The organism is Nonomuraea sp. KM88 (genome assembly GCF_052245635.1).
Classification (GTDB): domain Bacteria; phylum Actinomycetota; class Actinomycetes; order Streptosporangiales; family Streptosporangiaceae; genus Nonomuraea.
The window spans coordinates 832,012-849,132 of record NZ_JBQQCC010000002.1; the positions used below are offsets into that span (position 1 = coordinate 832,012).

The 17,121-nt window shown below is 70.5% G+C and carries 17 protein-coding genes and 1 pseudogene; 8 read left to right on the plus strand and 10 right to left on the minus strand.

Annotated features, from left to right (window positions below):
• Positions 1–48 precede the first annotated feature (48 nt).
• Positions 49–1,647: an ATP-binding protein gene (locus tag ACTWPV_RS09585; protein ID WP_443151431.1), complete on the minus strand. Its 1,599-nt coding sequence runs from the start codon at positions 1,645–1,647 to the stop codon at positions 49–51.
• An 86-nt stretch (positions 1,648–1,733) separates the two neighbouring features.
• Entirely contained in the window at positions 1,734–2,360 is a 627-nt protein-coding gene (locus ACTWPV_RS09590; RefSeq protein ID WP_347644051.1) for a TetR/AcrR family transcriptional regulator, read from the minus strand.
• A gap of 55 nt (positions 2,361–2,415) precedes the next feature.
• Here ACTWPV_RS09590 and ACTWPV_RS09595 point away from each other — a divergent pair, with 55 nt between their 5' ends.
• The gene (locus ACTWPV_RS09595; protein WP_443151432.1) at positions 2,416–3,165 is read left to right on the plus strand and encodes an SDR family NAD(P)-dependent oxidoreductase; all 750 of its coding nucleotides are present in this window, start codon (positions 2,416–2,418) and stop codon (positions 3,163–3,165) included.
• Between the two features lie 109 nt (positions 3,166–3,274).
• On the opposite strand, the gene ACTWPV_RS09600 is transcribed toward ACTWPV_RS09595, so the two are convergent.
• Positions 3,275–4,093: a LysR family substrate-binding domain-containing protein gene (locus ACTWPV_RS09600; protein WP_443151433.1), complete on the minus strand. Its 819-nt coding sequence runs from the start codon at positions 4,091–4,093 to the stop codon at positions 3,275–3,277.
• A gap of 55 nt (positions 4,094–4,148) precedes the next feature.
• Here ACTWPV_RS09600 and ACTWPV_RS09605 point away from each other — a divergent pair, with 55 nt between their 5' ends.
• The gene (locus ACTWPV_RS09605; RefSeq protein WP_347644048.1) at positions 4,149–4,520 is read left to right on the plus strand and encodes a DUF5997 family protein; all 372 of its coding nucleotides are present in this window, start codon (positions 4,149–4,151) and stop codon (positions 4,518–4,520) included.
• Positions 4,521–4,547: 27 nt separating this feature from the next.
• Here ACTWPV_RS09605 and ACTWPV_RS09610 read toward each other — a convergent pair whose 3' ends face one another.
• Complete coding sequence (locus tag ACTWPV_RS09610) at positions 4,548–6,074, minus strand: AAA family ATPase (protein WP_443151434.1); 1,527 nt, start codon at positions 6,072–6,074, stop codon at positions 4,548–4,550.
• Here ACTWPV_RS09610 and ACTWPV_RS09615 point away from each other — a divergent pair.
• Complete coding sequence (locus ACTWPV_RS09615) at positions 6,040–6,408, plus strand: TetR/AcrR family transcriptional regulator C-terminal domain-containing protein (protein ID WP_443151435.1); 369 nt, start codon at positions 6,040–6,042, stop codon at positions 6,406–6,408. The genes ACTWPV_RS09610 and ACTWPV_RS09615 overlap by 35 nt on opposite strands.
• Before the next feature lie 85 nt (positions 6,409–6,493).
• On the opposite strand, the gene ACTWPV_RS09620 is transcribed toward ACTWPV_RS09615, so the two are convergent.
• Positions 6,494–7,162, minus strand: a complete 669-nt coding sequence (locus tag ACTWPV_RS09620; RefSeq protein ID WP_443151436.1) for a hypothetical protein — start codon at positions 7,160–7,162, stop codon at positions 6,494–6,496.
• Between the two features lie 380 nt (positions 7,163–7,542).
• On the opposite strand from ACTWPV_RS09620, the gene ACTWPV_RS09625 reads away from it, so the two are divergent.
• On the plus strand, positions 7,543–8,292 hold the full coding sequence (locus ACTWPV_RS09625; protein ID WP_443151437.1) for a crotonase/enoyl-CoA hydratase family protein: 750 nt from the start codon (positions 7,543–7,545) through the stop codon (positions 8,290–8,292).
• A gap of 22 nt (positions 8,293–8,314) precedes the next feature.
• On the opposite strand, the gene ACTWPV_RS09630 is transcribed toward ACTWPV_RS09625, so the two are convergent.
• Both ACTWPV_RS09630 and ACTWPV_RS09635 read right to left on the minus strand, forming a co-directional pair.
• Complete coding sequence (locus ACTWPV_RS09630) at positions 8,315–8,893, minus strand: TOPRIM nucleotidyl transferase/hydrolase domain-containing protein (RefSeq protein ID WP_443151438.1); 579 nt, start codon at positions 8,891–8,893, stop codon at positions 8,315–8,317.
• Between the two features lie 68 nt (positions 8,894–8,961).
• Positions 8,962–9,381, minus strand: coding sequence for a RidA family protein (locus ACTWPV_RS09635; RefSeq protein WP_443151439.1), 420 nt, complete (start codon positions 9,379–9,381; stop codon positions 8,962–8,964).
• A gap of 168 nt (positions 9,382–9,549) precedes the next feature.
• Between ACTWPV_RS09635 and ACTWPV_RS09640 the strand changes: the two genes are divergently transcribed.
• The 3 genes from ACTWPV_RS09640 (at position 9,550) to ligD (ending at position 12,739) form a co-directional block, all read left to right on the plus strand.
• The gene (locus ACTWPV_RS09640; protein ID WP_443151440.1) at positions 9,550–10,122 is read left to right on the plus strand and encodes a TetR/AcrR family transcriptional regulator; all 573 of its coding nucleotides are present in this window, start codon (positions 9,550–9,552) and stop codon (positions 10,120–10,122) included.
• On the plus strand, positions 10,115–11,413 hold the full coding sequence (locus ACTWPV_RS09645; RefSeq protein ID WP_443151441.1) for a glycosyltransferase: 1,299 nt from the start codon (positions 10,115–10,117) through the stop codon (positions 11,411–11,413). Before ACTWPV_RS09640 ends, ACTWPV_RS09645 begins: the two co-directional genes overlap by 8 nt.
• A 132-nt stretch (positions 11,414–11,545) precedes the next feature.
• Positions 11,546–12,739, plus strand: coding sequence for a non-homologous end-joining DNA ligase (gene ligD / locus ACTWPV_RS09650; RefSeq protein ID WP_443151442.1), 1,194 nt, complete (start codon positions 11,546–11,548; stop codon positions 12,737–12,739).
• A gap of 21 nt (positions 12,740–12,760) precedes the next feature.
• Here the strand turns inward: ligD and ACTWPV_RS09655 are convergent, their stop codons facing one another.
• The gene (locus ACTWPV_RS09655) at positions 12,761–14,179 is read right to left on the minus strand and encodes an NAD(P)/FAD-dependent oxidoreductase (RefSeq protein ID WP_347644350.1); all 1,419 of its coding nucleotides are present in this window, start codon (positions 14,177–14,179) and stop codon (positions 12,761–12,763) included.
• Between the two features lie 71 nt (positions 14,180–14,250).
• Positions 14,251–15,144, minus strand: a complete 894-nt coding sequence (locus ACTWPV_RS09660; RefSeq protein WP_443151443.1) for an SDR family oxidoreductase — start codon at positions 15,142–15,144, stop codon at positions 14,251–14,253.
• Between the two features lie 87 nt (positions 15,145–15,231).
• On the opposite strand from ACTWPV_RS09660, the gene ACTWPV_RS09665 reads away from it, so the two are divergent.
• Entirely contained in the window at positions 15,232–16,998 is a 1,767-nt protein-coding gene (locus ACTWPV_RS09665) for a thiamine pyrophosphate-dependent enzyme (RefSeq protein ID WP_443151444.1), read from the plus strand.
• A 15-nt stretch (positions 16,999–17,013) separates the two neighbouring features.
• On the opposite strand, the pseudogene ACTWPV_RS09670 reads toward ACTWPV_RS09665, so the two are convergent.
• A pseudogene (locus tag ACTWPV_RS09670) lies at positions 17,014–17,121 on the minus strand (IS5/IS1182 family transposase); the annotation flags it as partial.

Here is a 17,121-nt window from a genome sequence, read left to right on the forward strand (position 1 = left end):
TCGAAGCCACGGTGATGCGTGTCGTGTCCGCCATGGAGTTAGCCTTCGTCACGCGCGTAGCAGGGTGATGTGGCGGCCGGCTGGTGTGGTCGCCTGTTCGAGACTGCCTCGTTCGTTCCATGGCGGGGCTTCGGGTCGGCGGTCGAAGATGACCAGCACGCCGGTGGTGAGGGTGAGGCGGTCGAGATAGCGGTCGAGTTGGGCGAGGCCGTCGGGCAGCGGGTCGTCCTTGCCGGCGCGCCAGACTTTCAGCTCCATCGCCTCGCGCTGCATGAGCCGTTCGCCGTCGGGGCTGGTGTAGGGCCAGCGGATCAGTACGTCGAGGCGTTTGGTGCCGGCGGCGTATTCGCGGTCGAGGTGGCCTCCGCCGTTGACCAGGCGGTGCAGGAAGGCCATGAGGATGATCTGGCAGGCGGCTTCGTGGTAGCCCTCCTGCTGGATGAGGACCTCGCCGTGCTCGCGCCAGAACAGGACGAACTCCTCCAGCAGGCGCGGCAGGTCGAACCGGCCGTCCGGCAGGACGAAGCTGCGCGGATCGGCCATCACGTACTGTTCCGACGGGGCTCCCAGCACCCGAAGGACGACCTCCCGGTAGATCGGGTTCGCCACCTCCAGCGGAGGATTCTGCTTGATCAGGCCCAGGTCGCGGACGTAGGACAGATCGTCGGAGAAGGTGAAGTCGATGTCGGGCAGGACCCCGGCCACCATGGGCTCCATCACCCGCTTGACCCGTGGCTCGTGCAGCCGGGCCACCAGGGCGTCCAGGTGGGTGGCCCGCTTGCGGATCAGCCGCTCCTTGGCCTCTTCCACCTCCTCGGCGGTGACGGCGCCGGTCGTCCCTCTCTGGAGGATGATGTCGAAGGCGAGGGCGTTGACCAGCCATGGTTGTCCCTGGGTGAGCTCGAAGACCCGGTCGATCGCGTCCTTGGTGAACTCCTGGCCGGTGGCCTGGGTGTGCTGGCCGTAGAGCTCGGCGATCTCGTCGGTGGTGAAGTCGCTCAGGCGCAGAGACTCGGCGACGATGTTGAACGGGCTGGCCGGATTGCTCCTTTCGGGGTCGACACCTGAGGCGACCTTGTAGTCGCGCAGGTCACGCAGGCCGCACAACACCACGGAGGCGGGGAACGGACGGCCCTTCGGCCGCGCGTTGTGGCCGTCGCGGAGCTGGCTGAGGATGCTGACCAGGCTGTTGCCCTGCAGGGCGTCGATCTCGTCGAGGCACAACACCACCCGGCGCGGGCAGCGGCGGCACCACTCGCTCAGCGCCGAACCGAAGCGGCTGCCCGGCGTGACCTGCGGCCAAGGCTCCGGCGGCAGCAGCTCCTCCGGCCATCCCGTCCGCTCGGCGGCCTCGCGGAGGGAATCCAGCAGCAGCGACTCCGCGGCGGCGTAGTCGTCGCCGGCCGCCTTGGCGCGTTCGCAGGAGAACAGCAGGGCCGCGGTGTCGCCCTCGGCGGTCAGCTCGGACGCCAGGGCGCCCAGTGTGGTGGTCTTGCCGGTCTGCCGGGGCGCGTGCAGCACGAAGTAGCGGTCCATGTCGATGAGAACCCGCGCCTGAGGGAGCCGCTGAGCGGGGGACAGCATGTAGTGGTGCTGTGGGCCGCAGGGACCGGTGGTGTTGAAGTATCTCGCTCCGGGTGGGCGCATGCTCACATTCTGTCATCATGCGCCGTTCTGGTGTGAGGTTCCGCGTCGAGACCGTCGGCGCCTGCCCGGATCACGCCCGTTCGAGCTCAAGGAGCTGGTGTCCCTTTCGCTGGCGGTGTGAGCCTGGCCTGGCCGCACTCGTTCATCGCCGCCCGCGCCTGGGAGATCGACATCGGGGGAACGGGTAGCCCGTGGGCCGCGGTCGAGCGCAGACCGTCGAGGGTGAGGGCGAGGTGCCGCCGCCAGGCCCCGGGCGCGGTCCCGAACGTGGCCCGCACGGTCGCCGCCACGCCCCAGATCACGAAGGCCATGTCGGCGAGCGTCACGTCACCGCGCAGAGCCCCGGATCCCTGGGCTCGTTCGATGATGCGCACCATCGGCTCGATTCCCTTGCCGTCTCGTGCGGCGAGGTCGTTGTAGCCGAGGTCGGCCGCCTGCAACTCGCAGACGCCGGTGAGGAACGCGACGAAGCCCTCCCATGGGTCGTCCGCGGTCAGGGCCTGTTCGGCGATCGCGGCGACCGTGGCCGCCCGGTCCTCGAAGACCGCCTCCACGAGGTCCTCCCGGGTGGCGAAGCGGTTGTAGAGCGTTCCGATGCTCACCCCTGCCGTCCGGGCGATCTCTTCGAGCGGCACGTCTAGCCCTCGGTCGGCGAACAGCCGCCGGGCCGCCTCCAGGAGTCGCTCGCGGTTGTGTACGGCGTCCTTGCGCATGCCCGCCAGCCTAGCTAAGTTGAGGCTCTATTCAACTTGAGGAGAGTCTCAACTTATGTCCCGAACGATCCTGATCACGGGTGGAACCCATGGCATCGGCCGGGCCCTCGCCCGCCACTACGACGAGCGCGGCGACCGGGTGATCGCGGTGGGCAGCCGCGACGCCGACCTCAGCTCGCTCGAGCAGACCCGTGACCTGGCCGAACGGGTCAGCGCGGAACACCCGGTGATCGACGCTCTGGTGCTCGGCGCCTTCAGGTACCACCCGAGGAGGATCGAGACCGAGGAGGGTTTCGAGGCGACCTTCGCCCTTTACGTGCTCAGCCGCCGGCTCCTGGCCGTGGCCCTGCGCACCTCGCTGGAACGGGCCGGCAGGCCGGTGATCGTCAACCTGTGCGGGACCGGCCCCGGGCGGATCCACTGGGACGATCTCCAGCTGACCACCAGGTACCGCCCTCTCGCCGCCATCACCCAGGGCGCCCGAGCCAGCGCGCTCCTGGGTGCCGCCTACGCTTCGGAACGGACACGGTACGTGCTCTACAACCCGGTCTTCGTGGCGACCGGCCTCCACCGGCCCTTCAAGCAGCCGGTACGAGGCATCGTCCGCGCGGCGTCCACGCTGTTCGCCCAGCCCGCGGCCGAAGCCGTGCCGCCGATCGCCGCGCTCATCGACGATCCCCCCGCCGGACGGCTCACCGCGTACAAGAAGGGAAAGCCCGTCAGGCTCGATGCCGATCCGGGTGAAGCCCGGCGATTCGAGGAGCTCGTCCGATCGATGACGGACCACGCGCGGCGCGGCGGGTAGCGGCGGGGCGCGGTCTCCGACGCCCGACGGGTGGGCGCGGTCGACCGCAGGACGGCCCCGCGCGTTCGGTGACGTCGATCCGTCTGTCGCAGCGGTTCGGCGCTCCAGGTCAGCGGGACCGGCGGCCCCGGTTGCCGCCCTTGCCGTCCTTGCCGTCCTTGCCGTCCTTGCCGCTCCTTCCGCGAGCGGACGGCGCCGACCTGCGGCCGGATCCGCCCTGGGGCTTGCGAGCCTGTCGCTGCGACGACTGCTGCGCTGACTTCTGGGCTGACTTCTGGGCTGACTTCTGGGCGGGCTTCTCCGATGGTGTCGCGGGGGCGCGGCCGCGCGAGCTGTTCGGCGTGCGGCCGCGTACGATGCCGATGAAGTCCTCCACCAGCTCGGTCGTCCGGTCGGTGGGCCAGGCCAGCGCCACCTGCGACTGCGGCGCGTCCGTCACCGGCCGGTAGGTGAGGTCCTTACGGTGGTGCAGTCGCGCCAGCGACTGGGGGACCAGGACGAGCCCCGTCCCGGCGGCGACGAGCCGGATCGTGTCCGCCGTCGTGGGCGGGCGTTCGAACGCGGGCAGTCCCGGGCGGGCCGTCCAGTCGAGGACGTCGTCCAGCGGGTGGAACACCTCATCGTCCGCCAGATCGGCGACGGTCACCTCGTCGGCCGCGGTCACCGCGTGGTCTTTCGGCACCACAACCACCGTGGTTTCCACGTAGAGGGGAATCACGCTGAGCCCGTCCCGCTCGACCGGCAGCCGGACGAACCCGGCGTCGGCGCCTCCGCCGCGCAGCAGCTCCACCACGTCGGCGGCGGGAACCGAGACCAGGCTGAGCGGCACGCCGGGCATCCGCTCGGCCCAGATGCCGGCCCATTTCGCGGGCGTCACCCCGGGCGCGTACGCCAGCCGGAAGACGTCGCCGCTCTCCTCGTGAGTCACTCCGCCAGGGTAGCGACGTCAGGAGGACCAACGTTCACTGACTACCCTGGACACCATGACCTCGCCCAGACCCAAGACGACCCAGACGATGAAGCCCGCGACCGCGGCCAAGAAGCTGGGCATCCTCCTCTCGGCCACACCCGCCGACTTCCAGGAAGGCGTCGTCTCCAGGAGCGAGCTGAACGCGATGCAGGCGGCCCCGCCCGCCTGGCTGGCCGATCTGCGCCGTAACGGCCCGCACCCCAAGCAGGTCGTCGCCGCGAAGCTCGGGGTCTCCATCTCCGGCCTGGCCAGAGCCGGGATCACCGAGCCGCTCACCACCGCCGAGATCGACGCGATCAAGGCGGAGAACCCCGCGTGGCTGGAGCACGAGCGCTCCGTCCAGGCCGAGGTCCGCAAAGAAGCGCAACGCCTCAAACAGAGCTAGTCATCCACTCGGATCCTGGACAACCGGTCATGCGCGTAGAACGGTGACGTGGCGGCCGGGTGGTGTGATGGCCTGCTCGAACGTGCCTCGTTCCTTCCAGGGCGGGGCTTCGGGGCGGCGGTCGAAGATGACCAGCACGCCGGTGGTGAGGGTGAGGCGGTCGAGATAGCGGTCGAGTTGGGCGAGGCCGTCGGGCTTCGGGTCGTCCTTGCCAGCGCGCCAGACTTTCAGCTCCATCGCCTCCCGCTGCGTCTGCCGTTCGCCTTCGGGGCTGGTGTAGGGCCAGCGGATCAGTACGTCGAGGCGTTTGGTGCCGGCGGCGTATTCGCGGTCGAGGTGGCCTCCGCCGTTGACCAGGCGGTGCAGGAAGGCCATGAGGATGATCTGGCAGGCGGCCTCGTGATAGCCCTCCTGCTGGATGAGGACCTCGCCGTGCTCGCGCCAGAACAGGACGAACTCCTGCAACAGGCGCGGCAGGTCGAACCGGCCATCAGGCAGGACGAAGCTGCGCGGGTCGGCCTTGACGAATCGCTCCGTGCGGTCACCCAGGACCCGTAGCAGGACCTCCCGGTAGATCGGATTGGCGATCTCCAGGTCCCTGGTCCCCCGGATGAGGCCGAGATCGTGAACGTAGGAGACGTCATCGTCGAAAGACGTGTCCGTGCCCGGCCACGTTCCCGCCACGATCGGTTCGATCACCCGTTCCACCCGTGGTTCGTACAGGCGCGCCACGAGAGCGTCCAGGTGGGTGGCTCGCGCTCTGATCAGCCGCTCCTTGGCTTCTTCCACCTGCCCGGCGGTGATGGCGCCGGTCACCCCCATCTTGAAGGTGATCTCGTGGGCGAGGGCGTTGACCAGCCATGGTTGTCCCTGGGCGAGCTCGAAGACCCGGTCGATCGCGTCCTTGGTGAACTCCTGGCCGGTGGCCTGGGTGTGCTGGCCGTAGAGCTCGGCGATCTGGTCAGCGGTGAAGTCGCTCAGGCGCAGAGACTCGGCGACGATGTTGAACGGGCTGGCCGGGTTGGACCGGCCGGCGTCGCCACCTGAGGCGACCTTGTAGTCGCGCAGGTCACGCAGGCCGCACAACACCACGGAGGCGGGGAACGGATGCCCCTTGTGCCGCGCGTTGTGGCCGTCGCGGAGCTGGCTGAGGATGCTGACCAGGCTGTTGCCCTGCAGGGCGTCGATCTCGTCGAGGAACAACACCACCCGGCGCGGGCAGCGGCGGCACCACTCGCTCAGGGCCGAGCCGAACCGGGCGCCCGGCGTGACCTGCGGCCGGGGATCCGGCGGCAGCAGGTTCTCCGGCCATCCCGTCCGCTCGGCGGCCTCGCGGAGGGAATCCAGCAGCAGCGACTCCGCCCAGGCGACGTCGTCACCGGCCGTCTTGGCACGCTCGCAGGAGAACAGCAGGGCCGCGGTGTCGCCCTCGGCGGTCAGCTCGGACGCCAGGGTATCCAGCGCGGTGGTCTTGCCGGTCTGCCGGGGCGCATGCAGCACGAAGTACCGGTCCATCTCGATGAGCACCCGCGCGTACCGGGACGGAGCGCGCATCTTCAGCGGCACCCGCTTCTCCGAGCCCGAGGTGGTGAAGGAGAAGGAGCCCTGGCTCGGGCGCTTGACCGCGGCCGGGTTCTCACTGGCCGAGGCGGACGATGCCCTCGACCTGATCACCGCGTTCGTGGTCGGCTTCGTGATCGAGGAGCAGGAGCGCAACCGGCCGGCCGGCGACGATCCGGACCGCTACTCACTCGCCGAGCGCGACGCGTGGCTGGGTGAAGGCGCCGATCTGGTCAAGGCCGCCGGACATCTGCGCGACGACGGGGATCAGAGGTTCGAGCGGCAGCTCGGTGTCGTTCTCGACGGGCTGGCGGCCCGGTTGTGTTGACGGCCCGTCGTCGTGGCCGCCGGGTGTACCAAGCGTCGGTGCTCCGGGCGCGGGAAGCACCGATGTGGACGTGGACGTTCGGCCGCTACTTTGGCAGCCAGTCGGCTATTTCGAGGGAATGCGGGACCTTGAGTTCGAGGGTGTCACCGACCACGCTGTCGAGCGCGTCAACCATTCCCTTGGCGTCCTTGCCGGAGGCCGTCTGCGCCAGTTGCAGGGCGAGGGCCTGCTTGACGGCCGTTCCCGAGCCGCGGTAGATGCCGTGGCGGGTATTTCTGTCGGCGAACACCTTGCTCGCGTCGGCGGTGCTGTTCGCGGTGTTCAATCCGCCAAGCAGGTCGCCTGAGACCCAGCATTCGTCGATTTCATCGATATTCCATTCGCCGTACCACGCGCAGTCGCCGAGCCATTTGCGATGGGGGACCTCGCCGCCGACCGAAATGATGTAGAAGGTGAAGCCGATGTTGCCGACCTTCTTCCAGTCCGCGAGATTAGTGTGCTGCAGGGTTATTCCCTTGCTGACGAGGCTGAAAGCGGAGAGTGTGGTGGTGAAGTCGGGCTTGTCGCCGGGCCTGTTCTTCGGGGGCCGGGGCGTAGTGACGAATGGTCCATGGCAACGCGAGGATGGGGCCCAGACCCCTTTTGTGAACGGCCGGTACGCCGTCGAACTCTTTGGCGGCGTCCGGGATCCGGTTGAGGATGCCGAGTCCGGGGAACTGCGTTTCCGTGAGTGCTGCCATGATCTCCCAGGCATCGGTCTTCCCGGCTCTGGCGAGCGCTTCGACGAGTTCGGTCTCGCTGGCGGCGTCCTGGATAAGCTTTTCGAAGGGCATGGACATCGCACTTCACCGTCCCATCCTTGAGAAGGAATTCGACCGTCAAATTAACATTCGAGCCTTCACTGGGCAAGTGCTCAATTGATTTGGCTATAAGAGATGCCATCTCCATATAGCCTGATTAATCACCTTCTGTACATATAAATCATGTAAGGGGGTGGGTGATGGGTCGGCAGGCGGACGATCTGGCGCGGGAGATCGTCCGGTTTTCGCGAGCGTGTCCGCGTGGCGGGTGGCAGCTTTGGTCCGAGGCCGCGGTGTGGGCGTACGCTCGGCGCGTTCGGCGAAGGAGGCTCGTATGACGGTGCGCGTGGAGCGTGAGGGATCGGTCACCACCGTGGTGCTCAGCAGGCCGCAGGCGCGTAACGCGGTCGACTGTGAGACGGCCGGCGCGCTGGCCGGCGCGTTCCGTGATTTCGAGGAGTCCGACGCGGCGGTGGCGGTGTTGTGGGGGGAGGGCGGCACGTTCTGCGCCGGGGCGGATCTCAAGGCGTTGGACAACCGGGTGGGCGAGGAGGGCGACGGGCCGATGGGGCCGACGCGGATGCGGCTGACGAAGCCGGTCATCGCCGCCGTCGCGGGGCACGCGGTGGCGGGAGGGCTGGAGCTGGCTCTCTGGTGCGACCTGCGGGTGGTGGAGGAGGGGGCGGTGTTCGGGGTGTTCTGCCGCCGGTGGGGCGTGCCGCTGGTCGACGGCGGCACGGTGCGGTTGCCGCGGCTCGTCGGGGCGTCCCGGGCGATGGACATGATTCTCACCGGGCGGCCGGTCGGGGCGCGGGAGGCGTACGCGTGGGGGCTGGCCAACCGGCTCGTGCCGGAGGGCACCGCTCGGCGGCACGCGGAGGAGCTGGCCCGTGAGATCGCCCGGTTCCCGCAGGCGTGCCTGCGCGGCGACCGGTTGTCGGCTCTGGAGCAGGAAGGGCTGGGGGAGGAGGAGGCGATGCGGAACGAGATGCGGCACGGGCTGGTCTCGCTGCCGGACGCTGCTGCGGGCGCGGCCCGCTTCGCCGCCGGCGCGGGACGGCACGGCGCCTTCGGCGAACCCTGAGCCGCCCGCACCCGGCAAGCGATCACCGACTTCGGCTGCCCGCCAGGTGGGTCAGGAGCATGTCCAGCGGCCGGGGAACGCGATCGAGGTCGAGGGCCTCGACGAGGAGGCCGGAATAGCGGATCTTGCGGCCGCTGCCCGACCCCATGAAGCGGCGCAACTGGTCATGGGTGCTGCCGCCGCGCCACGCGGGCTGCTTCTGCAAGGTGCGGAACGAGCCGAGCTCGCCCTCGGCGTCGACGACCTGCTCGACGGCTGCGGTGCCGAGGGTGCGGATCAGCTCGTCCTCCAGGTCGGCGACGCACACGAAGAACCCGAGCGCCTCCAGGTCGTTCCTGCTGGAGCCGGAGACGAGGCCGGCGCGCTCAAGGCCCCTCCGGTAGTCGCCTTCCTCTCCGGCGTCGCACAAACCGGCCAGCCGGAGGTTGCTCCCGGAAGGGCCGAACCTGCCGGCGTACGTCCGGATGTTCGTGGCGCCGCCCATCGCCACGAGGGAGATGCCTTCGGCCGCCAGATCCAGGCCCCGGCGCTCGGCCAGCGTTTCGACGGCCGACTTGTCGCTGAGGCCCTCGACCAGGACCACCGTCTGCGTGTCGCTCACGAGCCCAGCCTGGCACCGGACGAGGCGAGGTTCGACCCCTTTATTGCGAATCTACAGTGTAAAGGGCTTCACCCGGCCGGGCGCTCGGGCACCACCGCCACGGCCTCCACCTCGACCACGATGTCAGGCGCGGCGAGCGCGGCAGCCACGATCAACGAGTTGGCGGGCCAGTCCCCGTCCGGGAACCAGGCGGCGTACACCTCGTCGAGCGTCGAGCGGAAGCCCGCCAGGTGCTCCGTGCCCGCAACCATGGTGAACAGGCGGAGGAGGTGCCGCGGCCCTGACCCGGCGGAGGCGAGCAGCGCCTCGATGTTGGCGAAGATCTGGCGGGTCTGGGTCGCCGCGTCGCTCCCCACGAGGGTCCCGGTCGCGTCCGTGCCGACCTGGCCGGCGATGAAGAGCAGCTCCGAGTCCGCGGGTGCCGCGGCCAGATGGTGGTATTTCGCCAGCGGCGCCCCGACCTCGGGCGGGCTCCAGCGCCGAACCATGACATCGTCCTTCCGTCCCGTTCGCATACGTTCGCCCACGTTAGCGCGTTGCGCGCTGGCCCCGGACTCGGCAGGCGCTCGCCGGCGAGGGGCGATTTTTGCTTGACTAATCACTCAATTGAATATAGGGATGAGTCCATGGGAAATGGAAGCAGGCGCCCGTACCGCATGGGTTCCCGTACCGCGGCCATGGAGGTCACGCGTACGCGCGTGCTGGAGGCGGCGGCCGCGCTGTGGATGCAGCGGTGGTACGACGACGTCACGCTGCAGGACATCGCCGACGAGGCGGGCGTGTCGGTGCAGACGATCGTCAACCGCTTCGGCGGCAAGGAAGGGCTCGCCGACGTCCTCGCCGATCAGATGGCCTCCCGAACCGAGCTGACCCGTCAGGCGCCGGTCGGTGACGTCGAGGCGATCGTGGCCGTGCTCTTCGCCGACTACGAACGCCACGGCGACGCCAGCGTGCTGTGGACCGCTCAAGTCGACCGTGTCCCGGCCGTCGCCCGGGCGGCCGCCCATGCCCGCCGCCAGCACCGGGCCTGGCTGGAACGGGTCTTCGCCGACCGTTTGCCCTCCTGCGGACCCGACCGTGAGCATGCGGTGAACCTGCACTATGCCGCCACGGACGTCTACCTGTGGAAGCTGTGGCGGCGCGACCTCGGCCTGTCGCGCGACGACGCCGAACGCTCCATGCGTGACCTGCTGACCTCGATCGACCCCCGAAAGAGACACGATGCGTAAGAACTTCCTGTTCGCCACCTGGTCCGGCGGCGGAGCCGTGCCGCCCGTCCTGTCGGTCGCCCGCGCGGTGCAAGATCGCGGTCACCATGTCCGGGTGCTGGCGGACAGCTCGCTGCACGAGGAGATCGCCGCCGGCGGCCTGGAGCCGATCGCCTGGACCACGGCGCCCCAAGGTGACGCCACCGATCCGGCCAAGGACGTCATCAAGGACTTCGAGGCCCGCACCCCGGTGGGCGCGTTCGCGCGGTTGAGAGATCGCATCGTCTGCGGCCCCGCAGCCGACTACGGCCGGGACACGCTGGCCGAGTTGCGTGCCCGACCGACCGATGTGCTGGTCGCCGAGCACATGCTGCTCGGCGCGTTCATCGCCGGCGAAGCGGCCGGCCTGCCTGTGGCCTCGCTGGTGACGACCCTGTACACGTTTCCCACTCCGGGGGCGCCGCCGCCCGGCCTGGGGCTCTCTCCCGCCACGGGCGCGCTGGGACGCCTACGCGATCGGGTGCTGACCCGGTTGGTCCTCCAACCGTGGGCGAAGGGACTTCCGGCGCTCAACGCCGCTCGCGCCGCGCACGGCCTACCGCCGGTGAACTCGGTGATCGACGCGTTCGACCGGGTCGACCGGCTGCTCGTGCTGTCCCCGCGTACGCTGGACTTCCCCGGCAGGCGCTTCCCCGCCCACATCCGGCACGTCGGCCCACGGCTCGACGACCCGGCCTGGGCCGGGGGACTGGAGCTGCCGGACGGTGACGCGCCGCTGGTCCTGGCCAGCCTGAGCTCATCGTTCATGAACCAGCGCACGCAACTCGAGCGGATCGCCGAAGCCCTCGGCACGCTGCCGGTGCGCGGTCTGCTGACCACCGGCCCGGCCATGGACCCGGCGACGGTCCGCGCGCCCGGCAACGTCCTGGTCACCGCGTCGGCACCGCACAACGTCGCGCTGCGCCACGCCTCGGTGACGATCACGCACGCCGGGCACGGTACGGCCGTCAAGTCCCTGGCGGCCGCCGTGCCCATGGTCTGCATCCCGCAAGGACGCGACCAGCCGGAGGTGGCCCGGCACGTCGCACGCGCCGGCGCCGGGGTCACCGTGAGCAAGAACGCCTCCCCTCGTACGATCGCCCGCGCGATCGACCGCGTCCTGCGCGACCCGTCCTACCGCCGCGAAGCGGGGCGACTGGCGGCCGAGATCGCCGCCGAGACGGCCACCGACCGGGCGGTCGCCGAACTCGAAGCCCTCGCCGAACGAGCGACCGGCCGGGACGAGGGCGCCCCTCAGGCACGACACGGTTGAGCCGTCCGGGCCGTCACGGACGTCGCCGAGACGGCTCCGGGGCACCGGCGACCGCATCCCGCCAGGCCCATCGGCATGCGCCGCGCCTCCACGCGGCGCTGGAACGTCGGGGGCGGCACGTATCGTGACCGTATGCCTGACATCGAGGTCGCCGGGCGCGACGTGCGCGTCACCAGCCCCGGCAAGGTGGTCTTCCCGCAGTCCGGCCTCACCAAGCTCGATCTGATCCGCTACTACCAGGCGGTGGGCGAGGGGGCGCTGCGGGGCGTGCACGGGCGGCCGATGGTGCTCAAGCGGTTCGTGCGCGGCATCGAGGAGGAGGCGTTCTTCCAGAAGCGCGCCCCGGCGAAGCGGCCGGGCTGGATCGAGGTGGCGGAGCTGAGATACCGCTCGGGCCTGAGCGCGGAAGAAGTCGTGTGCACCGACCTGGCCCAGCTGGTGTGGGTGGTCAATCTCGGGTGCGTCGACCTCAACCCGCATCCGGTGCGTTCCGACGACCTGTCCAGGCCCGACGAGCTGCGCATCGACCTCGATCCCGTGCCGGGGGTGGAGTGGGCCGACGTGCTGGCGACCGCGCAGGTGGCGCGCGAGGTGCTGGCCGATCACGGGCTGGCGGCATGGCCCAAGACGTCCGGGTCGCGGGGCTTCCACGTGTACGCGCGGATCGAGCGGCGCTGGGCGTTCGCCCAGGTGCGTAAGGCGGCGGAGACGGTCGCCCGCGAGGTGGAGCGGCGGGCCCCCGACCTGGCCACCAGCCGGTGGTGGAAGGAGGAGCGGCACGGGGTGTTCGTCGACTTCAACCAGAACGCCTACGACCGCACCGTGGCCTCCGCCTACTCCGTGCGCGCCGTGCCCGACGCCCGCGTGTCCACGCCGCTGACGTGGGACGAGGTGCCCGGCTGCCGTCCTGAGACGTTCACCGTCGAGACCGTGCCGCGGCGGCTGGCCGAGCGGGGTGATCCGTGGGAGGACATGGATCTGCACGCGGGCTCGCTCGACGGGCTGCTGGAGCTGGCCGAGGAGCTCGGGCCCGCGCCCAAGCCGCCCAAGGGCAGCGGGCGCCGGCGGCAGACGAAGCCGGTCATCGAGATCGCGAGGGCCGAGCACAAGGACGAGGCGCTGGCGGGCCTGGAGCGGTGGAAGTCCCGCCATCCGCGGGTCGCGGCCCGGCTGGAGCCCGCCGATGTGCTGGTCGACGGCATGCGGGGGCGCAGCAGCGTGTGGTATCGCATCCGGGTCAACCTGCAGCACGTGCCGGAGGGCGAGCGGCCCGGGCAGGAGCCGCTCGAGGTCGACTACGATCCGTGGCGCGCGGCCCCGGGGTGACCGAAGCGAGGGTGGGGAGGTTCAGCGGCCGGAGATGAGGTTGGCGAGGCGGGCATAGACCGAGGTGGTGGTGCCGCGCTCGTTCTCGCGGCGGTCGGCGGCGCGGAAGAGGGCGTAGATGAGCTGCACGCCGGCCCACCGCAGCGGCTCCGGCTCCCACTGCCGCACCTGGCGTCCCACCCACGGCAGCCCCGTCAGCTCCGTCTCCCGCCGCAGCACCAGGTCGCGCAGGGTGCGGCCGGCCAGGTTGGTCGTGGTGACGCCGCTGCCGACGTAGCCGCCCGCCCAGCCGAGCCCGCTGGCGTGGTCCAGGTGCACCGTCGAGCACCAGTCGCGCGGCACGCCGAGCACCCCGCACCAGGCGTGCTGGACCCGCGCGTCGGCGGCCGCGGGGAAGAGTTTGATCAGCATGCGCCACAGCAGCGCGACGGTCTGCGGCTGGGTGGCGCCCCGGGCGTCGGTACGCGACCCGAACCTGTAGGGGACGCCCCGGCCGCCGATGGCGATGCGGTCGTCGGCGGTCCGCTGGGCGTAGATGTAGGCGTGGGCCTCGTCCCCGACGAGCTCGTTGCCCGCCCAGCCGAGGTGCTTCCACACCTCGGCGGGCAGCGGCTCGGTGACGATCATGGAGCTGTTCATCGGCAGCCACTGCCGGCGCTGGCCGGCCAGCCCGGCGGTGAAGCCCTCGGTGGCCCGGATGACGTAGTCGGCGGTGACGGCGCCGCGCGTGGTGACGGCCGTGGCCTTCCCCCCGCCGTGCCGGGGCCGCAGCTCGGTCACGGTGGTGTCCTCGTAGAGGTCCACGCCGAGCCGGGCGACCGCGGCGGCCAGGCCGACGGCCAGCTTGGCGGGCTGGATGCGGGCGCAGTGCGGCGAGTACGCGGCCTCCAGCGTGCCCGCGGCCTGCAGCCGCTCGGCCTGCTCGTCCCGGCCGAGCAGGCGCATGTCGGCCTCGCCGTACCCCCATCCGCGCAGCTCGGCCAGCTCGGCGCGGAGCCGGCGCCGCTGGGCGGGGTTGGTCGCGACGTGGAGCAGCCCGCCCTTGTGGATGTCGGCGTCGATGCCCTCCTCGCGGGCCACCGCGATGACCTCGTCGACGGAGCGGAACATGGCGCGCTGCAGGTCGATCATCGCCTGCCGGCCGCGCGCCTTGGCGTGCCGCTTCCTGGATCCGGCGAACTCGGCCGACAACCACCCGCCGTTGCGTCCCGACGCGCCGAATCCGGCGAACTCCTTCTCCAGGATCGCGATGCGCAGGCCGGGGTCGGCCTGCTTCAGGTAGTACGCGGTCCACAGGCCGGTGTATCCACCGCCCACGATCGCGACGTCGTAGTCGCGGGGCCCCGGCAGCGCCGGCCGCCGTGCGGGCAGGCCGATCTGCCGGTACCAGAAGGAGACGCCGCCGTTGGCGAAGTCTTCGGTCAGCGGGATGCCGGTCATCACCGAACACATTGTCTATTACCGGCATATGCGGAGCAAGTGGACGATGTGTAACAGAACGGGGCAATGGGCTAGCTTCGTGTCGGCCGCTCGTAGCCCTCGTCGCCGCCGTATACGTGCAGGTCAGGGTCGTTCTCCGGCTGGTTCGCCGGGCTGGTGGGGGAGGTGGTGTGCTCGGTGGCGAAGTCGTCCGACAGCGCGGGCGGTGCGGGGTGGAGAAACTCGTGCCAGGTGATGACACCCCGGGAGTCGCCGTCCGTGACGAGCTCGCCGTCCCGCTGGGCCGCGTACAGCCTGCCCGGGTAGCGCACGGGCAGGCACGGGCGGTGCACGTTCCTGGCCTGCAGCCAGGTGCGCACCAGTTCCTCGGTGTCCATCACCTGCGGTCCGCCGAACTCGAACTCCCTGCCCTCGGGCCCGCCCGCCAGCAGCGCCACCGCCAGCGCGGCGACCTCGCCCGTGTGCACCGGCTGCCAGGGCAGCGAGCGGTCCACGAGCATCACGGGAAACGACGAGTACGCCCGCAGCCGCTGGTCGAGGGACTGCTGGTACCGCGTGGCGCGCAGGACGGTCCAGCCGATCCCGCTCTCCCCGATCAGGCGCTCGGCCTCCAGCTTGCGACCGAGGAAGCCGATGGCGGCACGGTCCACCCCGACGACCGAGGTGTAGAGCAGGTGCTGCACCCCCGCCTCGCGGGCGGCGAGGAGCAGCCGCCGGGTGCCGGGGACGTCCACGGCTCCTCGGCCCTTGGGCCCGCTGGTGGCGAGGTGCGCGATCGCGTCCACGCCGTGCACGGCGTCCGCGACGCCCTTGCCGGAGACCAGGTCGCCCCAGAACCACTCGACGCGCCCGGAGCTCTCCCGCTCCTTCCGGCTCAGCGCCCGCACCCGGTGCCCCGCCCTGACCAGCGCGGGTAGCATCGCGCCGCCCAGCGTTCCCGTGGCTCCCGTGACCAGAATGCGCATGTCGCTCCACTACCCGCGAACGCCTGGAAATGACAACGAACTACGTAAAGGCGTCTGTGCCCGGCAGTGCGGGGTAGTGCCGGACGCATGGCTCAAATCGCAGCGGAATCCCTGATCGAACGGCTCGCGGAGTGGGGCGTCGACACCGTCTTCGGCCTGCCCGGCGACGGCATCAACGGCATCATGGAAGGGCTGCGGCGCCACCGCGACAGGGTGCGCTTCGTCCTCGTCCACCACGAGGAGGCCGCCGCCTTCATGGCCACCGGCTACGCCAAGGCCACCGGGCGGATCGGCGTCTGCCTGGCCACGTCGGGGCCCGGCGGCATCCACCTGCTCAACGGCCTCTACGACGCCAAGCTCGACCACGTGCCCGTGCTGGCCATCACGGGCATGCAGGAGACCTCCGTGCTGGGCACCGGCTACCAGCAGGAGGTCCACCTGGACAAGCTGTTCGAGGACGTGGCCGAGTACAACATGTTGATCTCCAACCCGGCGCAGCTGCCCTCGCTGGTGGACCTCGCGATCCGGACGTCGTACGCCCGGCGCGGGGTCTCCCACCTCACGCTGCCCAACGACATCCAGGTGGCGGAGGCGGGGGCGGACCCGTACGAGCAGCTCGGGCCGGCCAGGACGCCGCAGACCTCGCCCGTCTACCTGCAGCCGCCCGGCATCCCGCGGCAGGAGGACGTCGAGTGGGCCGCCGAGGTGCTCAACAGGGCCGAGCGGCCCGCCATCCTCGTCGGCCAGGGCGCGCTGCACGCCCGGCACGAGGTGCTGGCCGTGGCCGAGGCCCTGGGCGCTCCCGTGATCAAGACGCTGCCCGGCAAGGCGGTGATCCCCGACGACTCGCCGTACACGACGGGCGGGATCGGGCTGCTCGGCACCCGGCCGAGCGAGGAGCTGATGGACGAGGCCGACGTGCTGTTCATGGTGGGCACGAACTTCCCCTACTCGAAGTTCCTGCCGGAACCGGGGAAGACCCGGGTGGTGCAGTTCGAGGCGGAACCGACCAGGGCGGGGGCGCGGATCGCGACCGACGTGCCGGTGGTGTGCGACGCGAAGGAAGGGCTGGCGGCGCTGCTGCCGCTGCTGTCTCGCCGGGACGGCAACGCCCATCTGGCGAAATATCAGAAGAAGATGGCGAAGTGGCGGGCCGACATGGACGCCCTGCAGAGCCCCGACCGCGACCCCATCGCCCCGCAGTACGCGATGTCCGTCGTCGACCGGCTCGCGGCCGACGACGCCATCCTGACCTGCGACAGCGGCACCATCGCCACCTGGGCGGCCCGGCACTGGACGATCCGCGGCGAGCGCGAGTTCTACCTGTCGGGCACGCTGGCCACCATGGCGCCGGGGCTCCCGTACGCCATCGCCATGCAGCACGCGTTCCCGGACCGGCAGGTCATCGCGTACGTCGGCGACGGGGGTTTCTCGATGCTCATGGCCGAGTTCCTGACGGCGGTCCAGCAGCGGCTGCCGGTCAAGGTCGTCATCAACAACAACAACTCGCTCGGCCAGATCCTGTGGGAGCAGATGGTGCTCGGCTACCCGGAGCACGGCGTGCGCTACGACCAGCCGGAGGCCGACTTCGCGGCCTGGGCCAGGGCGTGCGGCGGATTCGGGGCCAAGGTCACCAAGCCGGGGGACGTGGAGTCGGCCGTCAGCCAGGCGCTGGCCCACGACGGGCCGGCCCTGGTGGACGTGGACGTCGACCAGAACGAGCCGCCGATGCCCGGCAAGGTCTCCTACGACCAGGCCAAGAGCTTCGCGCAGGCGTTCCTGAAGGGCCAGCCGCACAAGGCCGCCATCGCCACGACCCTGTTCAAGGACCGCATCCAGAAGCTGATGGACTAGGAGCTGTTTCTCGGATCAGGTTCGGAGCCAGATGACGAGGGCGGCCAAGGTGACGGTGCCGAGGAAGATGTAGGCGCGCTTGTCGTATCGCGTGGCCACGGCCCGGAAGTTCTTCAGCCGGTT